Origin of the sequence: Woronichinia naegeliana WA131 (assembly GCA_025370055.1) — a bacterium.
GTDB lineage: Bacteria > Cyanobacteriota > Cyanobacteriia > Cyanobacteriales > Microcystaceae > Woronichinia > Woronichinia naegeliana.
Genome location: CP073041.1, coordinates 7,780,688 through 7,798,667, shown reverse-complemented (window position 1 = coordinate 7,798,667; position 17,980 = coordinate 7,780,688). Strand labels below are relative to the sequence as shown.

Sequence of the window (17,980 nt, the reverse complement as noted above, 5' to 3'; positions counted from 1 at the left end):
AGTGATAGAGGTGCTTTGACTACACCTTTGAGGCTCAAACTTTGGGCTATTCAAGAATCTCAGTGTCTTCAGACCTGAGAGTGTCAAAGGTAGATGGTTCTTAAAATCAATAAGCTCCCCCCGTCCTACGGACACCCACTTTATCAAGGCTACTGTGTACACACATCTTGAAAAAAGACACGCTTTGAGGTTTGAGCCCCCTTGTATCTTAAAGGAAGAGTGGTAGACCGATTCCCCCTTGGTTATAAAAGCCGAGATTTAGTCTAGGTCGCCACTCATCAATCCTTCAAAAACTCGAAAAATCGAGAGGGTCTCGAACCCGTAGTGAACAAGGTCGAGTAATGAAGATAAAAACTCAAAGTAAAGGGGTAAAAGCATGGAAACTCAAGTAGCAAGCCAATGGGTTGGTATAGATGTCAGCAAAGCCAAGTTGGACATAGCTTTACGTCCAGCGAATAAGGTTTTGCAAGTAACCAATCAAGAGTCAGGCTGGCAGGAATTAAGCGAACAACTCAAAAAATACAAAATTGAGTTAATCATCATCGAATCAACAGGAGGAATGGAAAGAGGAGTGGCTCACAAGCTGCAAAAAGAGGAATTCAAGGTAGCAGTGATTAATCCCAAAAGAGCCAGAGATTTTGCCAAGGCATCAGGTCGTCTAGCGAAAACGGACAAAATAGATGCCGAGGTATTAGCCCATTTTGGAGAAGCCTTGCAACCAAGCCCAAAACCGTTAGCATCAGAATCTCAAGTAGCTTTATCCGATTTGGTCAATCGTCGTAGTCAGTTAGTGGAAATGCTAAACAGTGAACAAAAACGAGCGCACAGTGTTCGTAGTAGCACGGCGAAAGCTGACATTGAGACTAATATTCAATGGCTCAAACAAAGGATAAAAGGAATGGATGAGCAGATAGACCAACTGCGGCAAGACAACGAAGAGAGTAAAAAGCAGTATGAGCTATTAACCAGTGTACCTGGAGTGGGCAGAGTAACGGCCGTGACCTTGCTATCAATGTTGCCAGAATTAGGAGAGCTACCATTGAAGAAACTGTCGAGTCTAGTGGGAATTGCTCCCATGAACTGTGACAGTGGGTAAATGCGAGGAAAACGACGTATTATCGGTGGACGAGCAAGGGTGCGTGCCGTGCTGTATATGTCAGCCCTAGTGGCAATACAACACAATCCGGTAATTAGGGCTTGCTGAAAAAGTCAAAAAACGAAAGAAATGTGGGTTAGGGAAGTATGGACTGAAAAAGCATAGATAACTTATCCTTATGGAAACAAATCAAAATACAGATTTTGTTTAATCTATTGTTCCTTTCTGTCTAAAAAGGTCAACACAAATCACTCCTCACAAAAGAGAGGAAAATTAACACCATTTTTCACAAGAAAAACGACTCTACAACTTTTTACTTTTTGTCTTCTGAAGTAGAGTAGAAAGATTCATTACCAAAAAGTTCATCGCAATTACCGTTTCCGAGGTCTCAGGTAGTTTGGCCATCACTCGACCAAGACTAAATTTCCTCTTTCCCTGTCCGAATTTACCCTCAATGGCATTACGCACTCTTTCATCTGAGCGTGCCTCTTTCTTTTTTTCTTTGCTCACCTCTTTCGGCGGTCTTCCCAATCGGGGACCACTCATTCTTATATCCCTTTCTTTACAATAAGCTCGATTCGCTTTTGTTCGATAGATTTTATCCACATGAACCGATTCCGGATAACATCCTGTTTCCCTTTTATATTCTTCTATTCGCGCTTGTAAATCTCCCGATTCGTTGTAATTATCCCAACTTAATTTGTCTAAGAAGACAAAGCCATTCACATTACTTGCCGATATTTTAGCTCCAAACTCTACTGCTTTTCCCGCTTTTCCACGCACTATTGGACGCACGTGAGGTTGGCTTACACTCACAATTCTGTTTTCTACTTTATTTGTCTTTTTTTCATACATTTCTAACTGTTGCTCATACACTTTTCCTATCGTTACAAGCTCTTCTTGCTCTTTTTTCGTTAGTTTTTCTAACTTTGCTCCCTCTTCTATCATTTTTTCTATATGAGACAAGTTTCTTTTTATATATCCTAGTTGTTTTTTTGTTCCTTTTCTTCTTTCTTTTTTTGACACACGACGTTTTTTTGCTATGGCTAAGTACTCTTTTCTTGCCACTTCCCTATAAGTCCTCGGCTTTTCTTTCCTTTTCTCTTTTATTTCTTCATACAGCTTATCTATTATTTTTTCTGTTTTTTCTCTTGCATCATTCAATATTCCTATATCCGTTGGATATTTTATATCTGCTGGTGTACAAGTCGCATCTAACAATAACTTTCCTTCATTTTCTTTTTTTTCTGACGCTACACCCGTCGCTTTTTTTTCTATTTCTTTATTAATTTTATTTATTAATTCCATTCCTATTTTTTTACGAAAATGAACCATCATTGACGCATTAAATGCTTCTTTGCTACTATAGCTTTCCATTCCTATAAAGTACTGTAAATAAGGGTTCTCTTTTATTTGTTCTACTGTTTCTCTGTCACTTTTTCCTGAAATTTCTTTGATAATTAATGCTCCTAATGCCATTCTAAATGATTTGGCTGGGGCTCCTTTTTTTTCTGTGAAGTTTTTTGCATATTCTTCCTCATATTCTTCCCAGGGAATCATTTTTGACATTTCTATCCAACGATTTTCTTCGTCTAACTGCCCGCCGAACAGATTTTTCAAGTTTTCTGGTGTTTCAATTGAGTACTGTTGCTTTCGGTACATCTGCTTTCTCTCTTCTTAATGCAATGGTTTTGAGGCATTCTACCCTATTTTCGTGCATTCTAGCGGTTCTTAATTCGCCTACTATTTTTCTCCGTAAAGGTTTCAGCTTTTTTCAGCAAGCCCTAAGTAATCGCCGCTTGTAGTTTCTCGGTAAGATTCTTAGAATGACTTTTTTCTTCTTTGACTTCTTTCATCAGATTTAGCAGTTCTCCTGCTTTTCCTTTTTCATGCTTGAGTTCTCGACAATTTTCAGTCAACCATTCTTTTTGTTTTGACACGGTATTCGGATGCAACGCTTCTGCCAAGGCACCTAAGTAACCAGAGGCATGATAGAAATCTAATATCTGTTCTTCCGTTTGCTTTTCTAAAAACTTCCAATTTGATTCTGCCCCGTCTGCTATCCCGACCAATGTTGCCTCTGGATAACGGTTTTTCGCTCGCTCAATTTCTCTTTCTAATCTTTCTAGAAAACTCTTTTTTCCATACTCTGGTGCCGCACCTAGATAGATTGTATGTTGACGTTCGCCTTCACTATCGTATAGGGAAACGGTTCCCACCATTGCTTCACGGTCGCCATCCTCACACATCAGCATACAGGTTCCATCTAATCCTATTCCCACTGTTGCAATTTGGCTATCCTCCTTGGGCGGGGCATAACTCCACGCTTCTTCTTTTGCCTGTACCACACTTCCTACTGCTTCACTCAATCTTTGGATATAGGATAGCGCTACTTTTCTACCATGATTTTCTAATAAATCATTTTTCACCTCTTTGCCTGCCATCCCTGACATTTTTGAGGATACCTGTTTTGCCAATAATGGCGTTGATGTTATGATTATCCTTGCTTCTCTTTCTAAGGGGCAATACGTTTTTCCTCAAAGGTGAACGCTGATATACATGACGATTCACTATAACCTCACCATAAGGTGTTTGATATTCTTTCGGTTGCTCTCCCTTACTCTTCCAGATTTCTTCACCGATTTTTAAGGGTGAACCATCTGTATCTAAATATTTCAAGGCTTCTTTGCTGGCGATGCAACCTACTTCGTTTAAGCCTTTTTGAATATTTATTTCTGTATCCAACATTGAACGACTGAGTTCTAATGTTAGTTCTATTTTTATCTTTGAACCCTCTACATTAATTAGTTTTGCTGTCATCATTGTTTCCTCTTTGTCACTTTTCATCTCATGTTAACACTTTTCTTTTCCTTCATCAACTAAAGGTCACACCCCGTCAAAGCTAGATATACAATTGGCTTATTATCCGCCGTATCACAGCAAGTATAATCCGATAGAGCGTTGTTTTGGTTGGTTAGAAAAACATTGGAATGGAAGTTTACTGGATACGGTTGAAACCGTGCTTAATTTTGCTAAAACGCTAACATTCAGGGGTCAAAATCCTGTAGTGAAACTGATAGAAAAAGTTTATGAGACAGGAGTGAAGCTGAGCAAGGCTGGGATGGAAAAGGTTGAAGCACGGATTAATCGCCTTCCTAGCCTCAAAAAATGGTTTGTGGAAATCTTTGCCAAACCGCTATAATCATTGGATCATCTTTTTTCTGGTGTTCTCTAATGCACATAATACCCATAAGTAGACTTGTCACACTTGGAATGTCTTATTTTAAAGAAAAGCTCTTTTTGTTTCTTTTCGTATAGATATTTTCTTTCTTTTGGCCATTTAGAGGGTATATCATAATCATATCTCCATTCTCTATATTCGCCATCATCAGGAGTTAAGGGTGGAAAATTAGGATATTCAACATAAGACTCGATCATATCCTTAAGCGGTGTTTCCATAATCGGTTTACCCAACTCAGAAACTAACAATAACTGCTCAAAATTAATAGAGAATACTTTTTCTGGAATTGCTGACAATTTATATTTCAAAATTCGAGCATACTTGACCAAATTTTTATCGTCCTGATTAACCGCTATATTCCATTTACTATCATTAAATGAAACTTCAACATTTCGACTCTCATCATTCTCAATAAACAGAGCAATCTCCAATACCCTTGTTCCATCTATCGTACTCACAATAGCCTGAATAGAAGAAGAATTATCTACACTATCAACCGTAGACTGAAACTTCAAAGAATTAGCCAATTGAATTAGATTTTCAGGAATCCCAGACTGAATAACTGCATCGAAAATCTTATTTTCATAATCAGATAACTGAACAGCATCAGTCATAACATTAATGACTTCTCCATCATTAATAACCTTTATTTCCTGAATCCCTAATTGGTTGTCCGTGAGAATTTCCAGTTTTTTACCCTCAATTATTATCTCTGTAATTGTCTCCAAAGTTTTAGACTTAATCTTCTGTGAAACGTAAGTTACTGACATAGTTAGCCTCCTTAAAATTGATGTACAAGAGTGGCGATCGCACTAATTCAAGACTTCAATGGTAACACACCCGCTTTCAATTGCCTCAATCTGAAGCTTAAAACCATACAACAAACCCATCCCCACTAACGGTTCTGCATCAGAAGCCACCACGTCAATAATTTGCTCCTGACCATCCCAAATCACAGAAGCTTTGTATATTTCAAAAACAACTTCGCTCCCGTCGCCTAATGTACCAATATCTCGATAATGCCAAGGTAAGGCAAGAGCGGCGATGACAGAATGCGGTAAAGACAAAAAGCTGGTAAATCCTGTATCAATGACAGCATCAACTGCTATTTTAGATGAGCCGATACGACCGACTACAACCTTGATAACTGCTTCACAATTATTATTGACGATACCGAACATCATAAGGGTTTCTTCAGTGTACGACTGCCAAAACGGAAGACGGCTCTATGTCCAATGCGAATCACCCAAGGTTGAGCATCAGGTTTACGTTCATAAAGTTGATCAACAGCTAACATCGGCGAATTTGCTACCTCAAAATCTCCAGTCTCAATATCAATAGCAACTATTTTGCCATGATTTCCTGCTTCGACCTGCGATCGCACTTGGGCTTCATAAATTGCGTTACCTCGTTGGGCAAATTCTTCTTTGCTATAGCGGGGCTGTCGAATTGTCATAGGCTTGATTTCAATGTTGCTCCTCCATTTTATCCTTTACAAAGACAACCTAAACTATGAGGCGGCGATCTCGTTTGAGACAGAGACATACTGATTGGCGATCGCCGTTCAAGTCCTTCAACTCAAAAATCAACCCTTGGGTAAGAATCCAAACACCTTTGCTGCCCCCGCAATTAAAGCCGCTAAAACTGCCACCACTACCCCACGATTCAAAAACTCTTGATTATCCAAGCGTTTACCAAGTCCATCCACTTTTCCCTCTAAGGCTTTAATTTTCCCCGACAACTCAGCCTGTCCCACTTCCAGTTTCGTTAACCGTTGATTCATCTCCGTTAATTGACGATCAACTTTCTCGAAACGTGCATCCATCTTCTCGAAACGTGCTTCTATCTTGTCCTCAATACGTTCGAGGATGTCTTCGAGGCTATAGGTGATAGTGGTTTTCGGTGTCGTCGTCATAGCAGATTAACAGGACAATAATTTTTATTGTAGGTTCATTGTAGGTGATCGCCGCTTCGTCGGTTGGATTGACAATAGGCAAAACAACATTTTAAAGATAAAAATGATCGCTCTTGAGAACAGAATTAAAATTAGTGATGTGATCGCGTTTGAGACGGAGACATACTGATCGGCGATCGGAGAGATAATTTCTTGCTGTAAATTTTTCGTTGATTTATGTCTAATTCGATTGTGGAAGTCTTATCGTGCCGTTTCACGGAATAAACTATCAACGAATTATTTACAGGTAGAAAAATAATGACAAAAATTTGGCCAGTAGGAAGTCTGGCTTTAAGATCGTAATGGGAATCACCGCCATCTCCAGCGATCGCCCTTTCCCCCACTCCTCACCCTGCCGCTCTTCTTTGGTTAATGCCTCCAATCCCCTATGAAGAAAAGACCTTCGTTAATTATTTTGATCAGTACATTAACGCTCCTGAACGGAGGGTGTGGATCTCCTAGTGAAAATCAAGCTCCTCCTTCGCTCAGTCCGAGTATGAGTCCCAATACCACCGCTCCCCCCCCTATTCCTTCGCCTCCCAGTCCTCAAGCGGCCGCTTCACCATCGCCCAAAGCCTCACCTTCCAATCCGAAAGTGATAGGTCTTATTCCCTCTACCAATCCCACTAGACGCCGTCAAGAAATTCTGTCAGGACGCACTAACCCCTTTGCTCTCATAGGGATCAACGTCTTAGTCAAGCCCGACACATTGCCATCCACTTCACCGTCAGGAGAATCTGGTAAAGCAGAAACTTCTGCAAATCTTGGCTCTGTGGATAGAAGAGGAATTAAAGAGGGGGCGGGAAATCAACTCTCTAACTCAACAATACAAAAAGGCTCAAATTTCTCCAAAACTGGTGTTTTAGTAGCTTCTAAACCTCAAGTTAAACCTAAAGAACAGAGAGTTGGAACTTTTTGTAGTGGTCAATCGCCAGATCAACAGATTGTTCAAAAAATCTCTGGGTTTAATAACATTCAGCCTGAGGATGCTCAGGGGGTTGTAGTGTCTGGGATTATTAAATTTCGGAATACTCCTGCTGCGATCCTTTTACCTCACGGAGAATCTCTAGAAATTACAGTTCAGCCAGGGGCAATGCTATCTCAAGGAAAAGTTAAAGTCGTCGCTATTGATACCTTAAATGAGTCAGTTGTCCTTCAACAATATGGAAAAATAGTATCTCGAAAAATTGGAGATAAACCTGTTGTTATTAAGTCAGAAAGTGCTTCTGATCGAGAAATTGTTACTCGTCCTCAAGGCCCCGACGGTTTTGGTCTAGTTCGAGGGTTAATGCTGGATAAAGTTAGTCTTGACAAGGTAAAAGTTGGAGAAAAAGATGACAGTACTTCAAGGCGACTATTTGGAACCCTCTGCAATGATAGTAAAAAGGCAATTAGCTTCAATGAAGTTAAAGTTCAAATTCAAGACGCTAAAACTAACAATATTTTAGACGTAAACTGGAATAAAATTAATGAATCTGACGCTACCCTGGAGCCAGGTCAAAGAATTGAATTTGATTTTGAAGTACCCAAACTTCGCGGAAGAGAGGCGAAAGATATCTATGTTAAGTTTATGAATTGGAGGTAACATTAATGAAGTGGAATCTATTTTTGATGACTCTAATCCTTGGTAGTTTGCCAGTGTCACTAAGTTCAGCACAAAATGCTTCCTTTTTTAATAGAAATTTTCCATTAATTACGGAAACAGGAAACTATTTAGGTTCACCTGCTTGCATTATTCAGACCTATTGGTTAAAATCCTATAGTCTGGACAAACTTTGTCAGCCTGCAATTAATCAAGATAATATTCCACCCGTTCAAGTACTCCTACCGATAACGACTCAAAACCCACCTGCAAAATCTTCTAATCTACCCACGCAGAATAATCTACCGTCTAATTCTTCCCTACCCCCCCTGGGACTAACCCTATTACTTCAAGTCCTCCTAATAATTCACCTTCATCGCCCGAAGTTATTGACCAGCCAACAACCCAACCATCCACTTATCAACGTTTTAGAGAGCTTCAACCCAGCCCTTAAATCATAATATTATTTCAATGATGTCTGTTAATCTAAATGCCTTAGTAATATGTAAAAAAAAGGTAAGTTTTAACAATTTACCCCTAGCCGTTTATCGAGAAATTACAGCCCATCTCCAACAGGTATCAGCAGTCGAAGTTCAGCTAATGAGTCAATCTTCGCCCCATTTTGACTATAGCCAAAGTCAGGTGGAGGCATTAGAAATTCACTATCCTCAAAATTTACCTGCTCAGGAAAAGATTTATTTAGAGGAAATTTTATCTTATTATACTCAACTTTATGGGGATTTTAAATGAGTTACCCTTTCGGTAATGTTCCTAGAGCGTGTCATCAATTAGGGCGAACGCATCTTATTTTTGAAAGGTAGGCTGAATAAGGCAGGGCGAACGCATCTAAAAATGATACAGATACAAGAACATTATAGAGGGATGGATAAGGGAAAATAAGGAAAAGTGCATAGAAAACAAAAGCGATGAAACTCCGACCCAAATATAGACTGGTAGAACACTTTGCCGAAATAGATGACCCTCGCATCGAACGAACAAAACGGCATAAACTCATTGATATTCTAACGATTGCCATCTTAGCCGTCATTTGTGGAGCAGAAGGTTGGGTAGCCATGGAAAGTTTCGGCAAGGCTAAACATCAATGGCTAAAAAAAATTTTGGAATTGTCGAATGGCATCCCCTCCGACGATACGTTTGCGCGTGTATTTGCTAGTCTGAACCCAGAGCAATTTCAAGACTGTTTTCTCGATTGGGTCAAAAGTATAGCGGAGGTAAGTGAAGGGGAGGAACTGGTATCGTCTGATCAAAGTTGGAAAAATTTATGGTGTAAGGCTTTGAGAAAATAGAAAAATAGTTTAAGACTAGACATCGGCCCGTTTTTATTATACTATTATTATTGTCATTATATCAAAGAAGAAGGAAACAGAAAACGATGTCAATATTAAAGAAAAGCTCTATGGAAATCCTGAATGATGTTGGCTTGTGCCAAGATAAAGAGGATGCCTTATTCAAGAAAAACTGTCCTCATTGCTATAGTGAAAAAGTAAAAATACATTCTTATTATCAAACGAAAGGTAACGGGGAACGTAAAATGTTCATTTGTCAAGAATGTAGTTCTTGTTTTGCTGAGACTTATGGTAGCGTAATCGCTGGCTTAGAAACCCCATTAAGTGAAATTGTAAAAGTATTAAAAGCCAGAATGGAAGGAATAGGATTAAATGCAGCAGCCCGAGTATTTGGCTACGCGAAAATAACAATATTGAATTGGGAAAAGAAATTATCAGGATTACAAGAGACATTATTTTTATACGCCTTAGTGAATGAATTTGTTAAATTAGTAATAGAAGGGGATGAACTATACACAAAAGTTGGAAAAAATGAAGAAGCAAGTGCCTCTGAGGGGTGGACAATCGTGCTCATGGACAGGGCTAGCCGCTTTATTTGGCATTTAAAATGTGGTCGAAAAGAGCAGAAATTATTGGTTCTTCTGGCTTTGCGGTAAAAGATGTATAATAAGATACAGTATATGAGGATGACATCAATGTTATTTTTTCTGGAAAATCTCCTGAATTTGCCAAAGGTAAGCATAAGAAATGTTATTCAAGAAGGGAAACAGGCATTTTTAATACTGAGTTGTCAAGAGGAAGAAGTCAAATGTAATTATTGTGGTAGCTTAACAGATGAATTACATCAGACGAACAATGTACTGGTAAGGGATTTGTCTATATCTGGTCAAATGGTATACCTGAAAGTGCCTCGTCGTAAATTTTACTGTAAAAATTGTCAAAGGTTTTTTACAGAAAATCTGGAATTCATGGAAGCCCGTAGGAAATATACGGTGCGGTATGAAGAATATATTTATGGACGAGTAAATGTGAGCAGTGTGGAACAAGTAAGCAGAGAGGAATCTCTATCATGGGATCAAGTAAATGGAATTTATCAACGTCAATGTGAAGTAAAAAAAGGATTGGCAAGGGGTAAAATACGTGGGGATGGATGAAATAGCGAAACGAAAAGGTCATCAGAATTTTGTAACAGTGGTAGGAGACCTAGAAAAAGGAGAATTAATAGAAGTAATTGATAGTCATCAACAAGATAAAATAATAGAAGTGCTGATGGAGAAACCGTTAGAGGTGAGGGAAGGAGTAGAACAAGTGAGTGTAGATATGTGGGTAGGATTTCCGAAGGTGATAGAAAAAGTATTTCCGAATGCAGTAATTGTAACGGATAGATTTCATGTAATGAAGGCGGTGAATGAAGAATTAAATAAAATCCGTAAACAGACAAGGTTGAATGTAAAAATTAAGGGAGAAAAATGGCTATTATTAAAAAATAAAGAAGACCTAAAAGAGGAGGAGTTAGAAAAATTAGAATTGGTGTTAAAGCAATCTGCTCGTCTGCGTAAGGCGTATGAGTATAAAGAGTCATTTAGAGAAATATATGAAAAAGTAAATGAGAAGGAAGAAGGGCGATTAAAATTTACAGAATGGTTAGAGAATGCTAAGAGCATTTATACAGATGTAATTAGCACAATTCGTAGGAATTTAGACTCTATTTGTAACTACTTTTTGAGTCGAACGACGAATGGGGCAATGGAAGGAATTAATAATCGTCTTAAACTAATCAAGCGTCAAGCTTATGGATTTATGAACTTTGATAATATGCGAAACCGTTTTTTAGCTTGCTTTTCATGATAAGTTCTAATTATCACTCTTTGTTCAGGAGAACCAAATTATTTCTAGAAGCAATGATGACGGTAGCGGAATTATTTGAAAGGAGTGCAGAATCTCTCCAGTTATTTACAGATGGAGAAAAGCGATATAGTCAACTGCTATTTAATATTTGTCACGAAGTATTAAGGACTGGAAAGCGAGGTCGTCCCACCAAAGTATTACCGAAGGGTATGGTGGTAAGACTAAAAAATAAGAGTAGTAAACGTCGAGATTCTGAGGGTAAACTAAAGAAAGTAGAAACTCCGAAACCAGAACATCCAGAGACAACAGAAAAACCAGAAGAAAAGGACGTCCATGCCAACCACGTTGAGGCATTTAATAGTCATCCGTGTCAACTTAAAGGAATGGGTTCCCAAATTTGTTGATTGAGAGCGGCCTTTTCTCGATGTCGCTTTCTCTCAGCTTTGACCAAACCAAATAACTTAGCACGTTCAGCCAGATAGGTTACTGTATCAGGCTTTTCTCCTCAGGGCGAACGCATCTTATTTTTGAAAGGTAGGCTGGATAAGGGTTTTCGAGATCATGATTGATTTTTTATGAAACGCTGAAAGGCTTATCAGATAAGGAGTCTAGAATTTAGATGCGTTTGCCCTGCTTTTCTCCTCTAGCAATAGCCTTCGCTACATAGTATAGACTCCGAAACACCATCTCTACTGAGATTTTTTCTTTCGGTTGATTTAGAGCAATCGCCACTTCCCCTACCAATTGATTTAAGACCGTATAGAAAATCAAAGTGCAAATAATCTGGATTTGGACACCATTCTTATTCCCTACCCATAAATAGGCTAGTCCTAAAAGTCTTTTCGTTAATAAAAAGGCTTCTTCGATTGTCCATCGTCTTCGATATAAATCACAGACCTCTTCGGCGGACAGTTGTTCGGGAGACAACACATTTGTTAAATACTGATACCAGATTGTTCCCCATAATACTGAGACTAATCTCACCGGATGCTTGCAAGGATTAGAACGGTAATTTCCCATAATGATAATCTCATCTCTGTAATGACTACCTTGAGACAATACTTGTTTGGTTTTGTAAGATGTACCCGCTCTAAATCTGGTTAGAAAAAACTTTTTAGCTTCTGTTAACAAATCAAACCACACAAAGCTAAAAAATCCCATATCTACGAGAATTAAACCATTTTCTGGTAATTTAGCTGCCAATTCTTCACACCATATTTTATCATTTGATTTATCATTTTCTGTGTACCATAAAGTAACGGGTCTTTGGGTAAAGGCTTCCACTACCATCATTATTTTACCCCCCAATTTACTCTTTTCTTCTTTACTTATTTTCATATTTTTCCTTATCTGCTCTAGCGTTTAGCCATCTGCTATCCACACTGCACTAAACTTTTCTCTTATTTTTTCCCATTTTTCTCCTACTTGGAGCTTCTTCCCTTTTTCGGCTGCTTTTTCTAACACTTCTTTTAGTAATATTGCAAATATTTCGGCTGGCACATTCATCATTCTTTTTGATACTGCCTGTTTGCTTACTTTTAATGATGCTACCCATAGCAATCCCTCTTCCTCTAACAGTCTTACCGCTTCACTTATACCCGCTATTTGACGATACACTATACTTAACACTAATGCCACCATTACTGGTAAATTTAATACCCTATCTCTCATCATTTTCTCATGAGTTCCCTGTAAATATTTTAATGGTGTAAACATTGTGGGTTCTAGTAATTCAAACAACTCTTTTGTTATTTCAGGGATTTCTACCCCTGGCTGATTTGTCTTACGACGTAAGTCTGGGTTTCCTTTTCTCCGAGGATGTTGTCTTGCCATTTGTTTTTTGCTCACTTTTTTATATACTAACCTTTTTTTCAGCCTACTCTTACTTCCGCCTGCTTTTAGGCTAATCTTTTGTGAGTAGGCATTTTGGCTTAAGTTGACACCAATGGAGACGGATACGAGCCTCAGCCGTCGTGAATTGCCAATCTACCGACTTTTGGGTAATGATTGCGCTGAGTGTACCAAGCCGTTGTTTCTTGCTCTAAAGTTTCCCGATCTGGAATTCGACGAGCTAGGCATTGCCGAGTCATTGCGGACAGCTCGTTTTCAGCAATATTAAGCCAACTGCCATGTTTTGGGGTATGGTGAATTTCCAACCGTTCGACTAGACGACGAGCCGTGGAAGGCTCAAATGCTTCATATAGTGAGGCAAGTTTGTGAGTATTTAGCTGATCACATACTAAAATGACTTTGTCGTTATCAGCATAGTCGTTATCGAGTAAATTCTTAATTTCTGTTGCCCAGTCAACCGATGTTCTACGTTCACTGACAACTGTCTTTCGCCACCCAGACAAGGGTTCTGTAAACATAAAGATATTGGCTGTTCCATTGCGTTCATATTCGTAATCATGCGCCTCTGGCTGTCCAGGTTTGGCTGGTAGAGGAAGGCGGGTTTCTTTGACCAATTGTATAGGTTGCTCATCCATGCAAATCACTGGACAATTGGGGTCATAGGGTCGGTGATAAATTTCTAGAACATCTTCCATGTTAGACACAAATTCGGCACTCTTTTCTGGTGGAATCACGTACATCTGTCGCAGATGAGGTTTTAGTTCGTTTTTTTTAACACTTGACGCACGGTTTCGTGACTAATTGCTGGCACAATTTCTAACTCGACCGCCTTGTCGGCTAGTAACCTCAATGTCCAACGGGCTTGACCAGCAGGCGGTTCTCCACAACGTAAGGCGATTAGTTTTGCTTCTACCTCTCCATCAATAATCTGACTTTTCCCGTTAAGTGCGGATTGCAAGCTGCCAGCCTTGGCAAAGGTCATGCAACTTCAACCAACCGCGCCAGGGTGTGACCTTTAGTTGATGAAGGAAAAGAAAAGTGTTAACATGAGATGAAAAGTGACAAAGAGGAAACAATGATGACAGCAAAACTAATTAATGTAGAGGGTTCAAAGATAAAAATAGAACTAACATTAGAACTAAGTCGTTCAATATTGGATACAGAAATAAATATTCAAAAAGGCTTAAACGAAGTAGGTTGCATCGCCAGCAAAGAAGCCTTGAAATATTTAGATACAGATGGTTCACCCTTAAAAATCGGTGAAGAAATCTGGAAGAGTAAGGGAGAGCAACCGAAAGAATATCAAACACCTTATGGTGAGGTTATAGTGAATCGTCATGTATATCAGCGTTCACCTTTGAGGAAAAACGTATTGCCCCTTAGAAAGAGAAGCAAGGATAATCATAACATCAACGCCATTATTGGCAAAACAGGTATCCTCAAAAATGTCAGGGATGGCAGGCAAAGAGGTGAAAAATGATTTATTAGAAAATCATGGTAGAAAAGTAGCGCTATCCTATATCCAAAGATTGAGTGAAGCAGTAGGAAGTGTGGTACAGGCAAAAGAAGAAGCGTGGAGTTATGCCCCGCCCAAGGAGGATAGCCAAATTGCAACAGTGGGAATAGGATTAGATGGAACCTGTATGCTGATGTGTGAGGATGGCTACCGTGAAGCAATGGTGGGAACCGTTTCCCTATACGATAGTGAAGGCGAACGTCAACCTACAATCTATCTAGGTGCGGCACCAGAGTATGGAAAAAAGAGTTTTCTAGAAAGATTAGAAAGAGAAATTGAGCGAGCGAAAAACCGTTATCCAGAGGCAACATTGGTCGGGATAGCAGACGGGGCAGAATCAAATTGGAAGTTTTTAGAAAAGCAAACGGAAGAACAGATATTAGATTTCTATCATGCCTCTGGTTACTTAGGTGCCTTGGCAGAAGCGTTGCATCCGAATACCGTGTCAAAACAAAAAGAATGGTTGACTGAAAATTGTCGAGAACTCAAGCATGAAAAAGGAAAAGCAGGAGAACTGCTAAATCTGATGAAAGAAGTCAAAGAAGAAAAAAGTCATTCTAAGAATCTTACCGAGAAACTACAAGCGGCGATTACTTATTACGAGAATCATCAGCATCAAATGGATTATGCTGAATACATAGAGAAAAAGTATCCGATTGGTTCAGGTGTTACGGAAGCAGCTTGTAAGACGTTGGTCAAACAACGATTATGTTGTTCAGGGATGCGATGGAAGGAAAAAGGAGCAGGAATTATTTTGAGCCTACGAGCTTTGGTATTGACCAAGGAACGATGGAGTCAATTTTGGGCAAAACTTGATCAATATGGGTTCCCTGTAGAACCCTGATTACAACAGCTTTTATCAACTAAAGGTCGCACCCCCGCGCCAAAGGACTTGGATACCGAGAGGAGTTTTACGACGATGTTCAAGATAACCACCAAGAAAAGCAACAGACTCGACAGCCCAAGCAACAGTCAAAATAGGGGGAAGTTTTTGAGAGGCGGCTGCTTTTAACACCTGAAGTTGAAGAGGATTAAGAATTTCAATCGCGAGAGCATCGGGCTGGGTACGATGAAGATAAGTAGGGTCTGCTGAAAAAGTCCACAAAACGAACCTAGATGCCACAGGAGGCGAAAAATGGTGACTTCAGAGAGTAGTTTCCAATTTCAACCCCCAGTTTTCCAACGACGTGCATGGGCTTTGAGCCTCCAAAGGCCATAACCTTGCACCTGATCGTTTTTAAAATGCTTGAAAGCATTATCTGGCAAGGGTTCTATACTTATTCAGCAAGCCCTAAGTAACGTGTAAAAGTTCAACAGCAATGACACTTAAAAAACCCAAAAGAGTTTTCATTCCATCAGAGGCAAGTCGATAACGCTCACTCTGACAACCAGACTTAAGGACTTTATGAAATTCTTCAACCCGCCATCGGTAGGTGTACCAACGAAGAATAGTGACAGCCATCTCAATAGTCTCAACAACTTCTGTAGTCAGAAGCATCCAAGATAAAGGAGTTTCGCCTTCGGGACAATCGATTTCTGTCGCATAAACAGCATAGACATTCAACGGGTCACGATTATCAAAACGATAGGGAGTTCGTAGATTAACTGAGCAAAATCGGACGGCAAGCTTAACCTTCCGTGCTTTTCTTTTTCCTGTACTCGGAATCTCGATTTCTTGATGAAAACGAATCGGTTCTGATTCCAAATGTTGCCAAAGTCGTTCACTATTTTTGTCTAAACTACGATTATGAGACGCTCTGACCAGCACTCCTGTATGCTTGAGTTGACGCACTGAGTCAAAGACTTCTGAAACATCTCCTTCTCTGTCAAATACATGAATTACCCTCGTTGAACTTTCTACCTGTTTCTCACAGGTGTTTAGAGCCTCTACCCATTTGTAGGATTCTTTTTCCTCAAATGGTCTTTGACGAGCTGCTTTTCTTTGTTCTTTCTGTCTTTCTTTTTTCTGCTTCGCCGTTTCATCTGTTGGGGGCTTTTCTTTTACCTCCCTATTCCACAGTTTTTGCCATAATAAACCTAATACTTGTCCTTTTTCTGGCTCAATTGCTAAAGCACTATGCAGTATTAATCCATTCCCTCCTTTTCCAGTCGGCCCATACCCTTCCCTTTTTTCCTTGATATTGCGATAATCTAAGAAGGTCGTATCTCCGACTGATAGCATTATCTTATATTCTTCTACGGCGGCAGTTGTCATTTCACAGTGCGGCTCTATTATCTTGACAAAGTCTGTTTTCGGATTCCCAAAAATTCATAGGCCCTCTTTAACTCGTTTCCTCCCTTAAACACTTCTGATAAGGCTTTTCCAAACCCCTCACTTAACTTTTTCCCAATCGAGAAGGCACGATTGTTTAGCCTCTCGTCTCCCAATTCACAACTGGCAAAGTTTTTTGTCCACCATTCCAACATTTTTTGACCTGCCCTTTAAGATTTTCTCCATTTTACAGTCTCATACTCCCTTCATCCTTTGTTTTTGAAATTTGAACGATAAGCGGGATGATGGCTTCAGAATATTTTTTTCCTGTCAAGAGAATCATTACTCAAACCCTTGCCAGATAAAGCCTCTAGAAGTTTGCATTGCTGGATTTTGGACTTAACGGGAAAAGTCAGCATCAATAATCGGTTGACGAGGCGGCGTTTTGCGGGGCTTGCGGCTTAATGCTGACTCCACACCTTCATTGACCAATCGCTCCCTGAGATTGGCGACTGTGTTACGGTGACAACTAAAGGCGGCGGCAGCTTCCTCATCCGTCCATCCTTGTCCATTCACATCAATGTTTAACAGAATATTGGCGTGCTTAATTTTGTAAGCCGCTCCTTTCCCGATGGATACCAAATCTTTTAGGGTCTGACGTTCTTCTTGACTTAATCGGACAATATAGGTCTTGAGCATGGTTACTTATTACGATATCTGTTGAGGTAATGAATAGCCTCTCCATTTTCCTTCAAATTCACAATCTTTAGCTTGACAGACCACTAGCCTCAAAAAATGGTTTGTGGAAATCTTTGCCAAACCGCTATAATCATTGGATCATCTTTTTTCTGGTGTTCTCTTGGTTGTTATACTTTCCAATTCTTTTCTTTCTTCTTGCTCCAGAGCAACTATGTATTTTTTTAGCCATGATTTCTCTTGAATGTTTAGGTCTTCCCCATTCTCACACTTTTTACCCATCAAATCAAGGATGACTGACTACTAGTAGGCTTGGGCGGGAATAGAGCGACCGTTTATCATTGCTTTAATGCCTTGCCTTGATAAGTCCATTTGAAGGGTTTAGCCATAGTGCGATTAAAGTAATCAATGAAGTCAAGGATGCGAGTTTTGAGCTGTTCTCTGCTCATGAAATTGCCTCGTCTGAGTAACTTACTCATCAGCATACTGAACCACATCTCAATTTGATTGAGCCAAGAGCAATGCTTGGGGGTGAAGTGGAAGACAATTTTATGACTGGGCTCTCGCAAAGGCACTGGTATCGTCTAGCTAGAAGCTACAAACGTTGCAATACGAGAGGTTCAAGAAATCAGGCGAATTTGGAGTAAGTCCTCCCAAGTTAACCCTTTTTCAATTAT

Annotated in this window: 19 protein-coding genes and 6 pseudogenes; 10 read left to right on the top strand and 15 right to left on the bottom strand. The window is 39.6% G+C overall.

What is annotated here, in order from left to right:
• Positions 1-376 precede the first annotated feature (376 nt).
• Positions 377-1,204 (top strand): annotated as a pseudogene (locus KA717_39815) (IS110 family transposase).
• Positions 1,205-1,420: 216 nt separating this feature from the next.
• On the opposite strand, the pseudogene KA717_39810 reads toward KA717_39815, so the two are convergent.
• The 3 genes and pseudogenes from KA717_39810 to KA717_39800 all read right to left on the bottom strand — a co-directional run bounded on the left by KA717_39810 (position 1,421) and on the right by KA717_39800 (position 3,943).
• Positions 1,421-2,758 (bottom strand): annotated as a pseudogene (locus tag KA717_39810) (IS5 family transposase).
• Between the two features lie 122 nt (positions 2,759-2,880).
• Positions 2,881-3,549, bottom strand: coding sequence for a hypothetical protein (locus tag KA717_39805; GenBank protein UXE61408.1), 669 nt, complete (start codon positions 3,547-3,549; stop codon positions 2,881-2,883).
• On the bottom strand, positions 3,515-3,943 hold the full coding sequence (locus KA717_39800; GenBank protein UXE61407.1) for a hypothetical protein: 429 nt from the start codon (positions 3,941-3,943) through the stop codon (positions 3,515-3,517). Before KA717_39800 ends, KA717_39805 begins: the two co-directional genes overlap by 35 nt.
• Before the next feature lie 52 nt (positions 3,944-3,995).
• Here KA717_39800 and KA717_39795 point away from each other — a divergent pair.
• Positions 3,996-4,250 (top strand): annotated as a pseudogene (locus tag KA717_39795) (ISAzo13 family transposase).
• A 77-nt stretch (positions 4,251-4,327) separates the two neighbouring features.
• Here the strand turns inward: KA717_39795 and KA717_39790 are convergent.
• The 4 genes from KA717_39790 to KA717_39775 all read right to left on the bottom strand — a co-directional run bounded on the left by KA717_39790 (position 4,328) and on the right by KA717_39775 (position 6,252).
• Positions 4,328-5,107 (bottom strand): hypothetical protein, encoded by a 780-nt coding sequence (locus KA717_39790; GenBank protein ID UXE61406.1) that lies wholly within the window; start codon positions 5,105-5,107, stop codon positions 4,328-4,330.
• Between the two features lie 42 nt (positions 5,108-5,149).
• Entirely contained in the window at positions 5,150-5,521 is a 372-nt protein-coding gene (locus tag KA717_39785; GenBank protein UXE61405.1) for a clan AA aspartic protease, read from the bottom strand.
• Complete coding sequence (locus KA717_39780; GenBank protein ID UXE61404.1) at positions 5,518-5,793, bottom strand: hypothetical protein; 276 nt, start codon at positions 5,791-5,793, stop codon at positions 5,518-5,520. The genes KA717_39785 and KA717_39780 overlap by 4 nt, the downstream gene beginning before the upstream one ends.
• A gap of 129 nt (positions 5,794-5,922) precedes the next feature.
• Entirely contained in the window at positions 5,923-6,252 is a 330-nt protein-coding gene (locus KA717_39775; protein ID UXE61403.1) for a DUF4164 domain-containing protein, read from the bottom strand.
• A 748-nt stretch (positions 6,253-7,000) separates the two neighbouring features.
• On the opposite strand from KA717_39775, the gene KA717_39770 reads away from it, so the two are divergent.
• The 7 genes from KA717_39770 to KA717_39740 all read left to right on the top strand — a co-directional run bounded on the left by KA717_39770 (position 7,001) and on the right by KA717_39740 (position 11,432).
• Positions 7,001-7,876 (top strand): hypothetical protein, encoded by an 876-nt coding sequence (locus tag KA717_39770; GenBank protein ID UXE61402.1) that lies wholly within the window; start codon positions 7,001-7,003, stop codon positions 7,874-7,876.
• Positions 7,877-8,344: 468 nt separating this feature from the next.
• On the top strand, positions 8,345-8,623 hold the full coding sequence (locus KA717_39765; protein UXE61401.1) for a hypothetical protein: 279 nt from the start codon (positions 8,345-8,347) through the stop codon (positions 8,621-8,623).
• 176 nt (positions 8,624-8,799) lie between these two features.
• Positions 8,800-9,180, top strand: a complete 381-nt coding sequence (locus KA717_39760; GenBank protein ID UXE61400.1) for an ISAs1 family transposase — start codon at positions 8,800-8,802, stop codon at positions 9,178-9,180.
• Between the two features lie 86 nt (positions 9,181-9,266).
• On the top strand, positions 9,267-9,836 hold the full coding sequence (locus tag KA717_39755; GenBank protein ID UXE61399.1) for a hypothetical protein: 570 nt from the start codon (positions 9,267-9,269) through the stop codon (positions 9,834-9,836).
• Positions 9,837-9,875: 39 nt separating this feature from the next.
• On the top strand, positions 9,876-10,334 hold the full coding sequence (locus tag KA717_39750) for a transposase family protein (GenBank protein ID UXE61398.1): 459 nt from the start codon (positions 9,876-9,878) through the stop codon (positions 10,332-10,334).
• Positions 10,327-11,028 carry an ISL3 family transposase gene (locus tag KA717_39745; GenBank protein UXE61397.1) on the top strand — a complete coding sequence of 234 codons (702 nt, stop codon included), beginning with the start codon at positions 10,327-10,329 and terminating at the stop codon, positions 11,026-11,028. Before KA717_39750 ends, KA717_39745 begins: the two co-directional genes overlap by 8 nt.
• The gene (locus KA717_39740) at positions 11,025-11,432 is read left to right on the top strand and encodes a hypothetical protein (protein UXE61396.1); all 408 of its coding nucleotides are present in this window, start codon (positions 11,025-11,027) and stop codon (positions 11,430-11,432) included. Before KA717_39745 ends, KA717_39740 begins: the two co-directional genes overlap by 4 nt.
• A gap of 211 nt (positions 11,433-11,643) precedes the next feature.
• Here the strand turns inward: KA717_39740 and KA717_39735 are convergent, their stop codons facing one another.
• The 4 genes from KA717_39735 to KA717_39720 form a co-directional block, all read right to left on the bottom strand.
• Positions 11,644-12,366, bottom strand: a complete 723-nt coding sequence (locus tag KA717_39735) for an IS4 family transposase (GenBank protein ID UXE61395.1) — start codon at positions 12,364-12,366, stop codon at positions 11,644-11,646.
• A gap of 24 nt (positions 12,367-12,390) precedes the next feature.
• Positions 12,391-12,876: a hypothetical protein gene (locus tag KA717_39730; GenBank protein UXE61394.1), complete on the bottom strand. Its 486-nt coding sequence runs from the start codon at positions 12,874-12,876 to the stop codon at positions 12,391-12,393.
• A gap of 116 nt (positions 12,877-12,992) precedes the next feature.
• Positions 12,993-13,619: an IS630 family transposase gene (locus KA717_39725; GenBank protein UXE61393.1), complete on the bottom strand. Its 627-nt coding sequence runs from the start codon at positions 13,617-13,619 to the stop codon at positions 12,993-12,995.
• Positions 13,620-13,636: 17 nt separating this feature from the next.
• Positions 13,637-13,861 carry a helix-turn-helix domain-containing protein gene (locus KA717_39720; protein UXE61392.1) on the bottom strand — a complete coding sequence of 75 codons (225 nt, stop codon included), beginning with the start codon at positions 13,859-13,861 and terminating at the stop codon, positions 13,637-13,639.
• A 96-nt stretch (positions 13,862-13,957) separates the two neighbouring features.
• Here KA717_39720 and KA717_39715 point away from each other — a divergent pair.
• A pseudogene (locus KA717_39715) lies at positions 13,958-15,239 on the top strand (ISKra4 family transposase).
• A gap of 15 nt (positions 15,240-15,254) precedes the next feature.
• On the opposite strand, the pseudogene KA717_39710 reads toward KA717_39715, so the two are convergent.
• The 4 genes and pseudogenes from KA717_39710 to KA717_39695 form a co-directional block, all read right to left on the bottom strand.
• Positions 15,255-15,476, bottom strand: a pseudogene (locus KA717_39710) (IS4 family transposase).
• Positions 15,477-15,698: 222 nt separating this feature from the next.
• Positions 15,699-16,610: pseudogene (locus tag KA717_39705) on the bottom strand (IS4 family transposase).
• A gap of 17 nt (positions 16,611-16,627) precedes the next feature.
• Positions 16,628-16,822 (bottom strand): transposase, encoded by a 195-nt coding sequence (locus KA717_39700; protein ID UXE61391.1) that lies wholly within the window; start codon positions 16,820-16,822, stop codon positions 16,628-16,630.
• A 184-nt stretch (positions 16,823-17,006) separates the two neighbouring features.
• Positions 17,007-17,306, bottom strand: coding sequence for a helix-turn-helix domain-containing protein (locus tag KA717_39695; GenBank protein UXE61390.1), 300 nt, complete (start codon positions 17,304-17,306; stop codon positions 17,007-17,009).
• Positions 17,307-17,980: the final 674 nt, after the last annotated feature.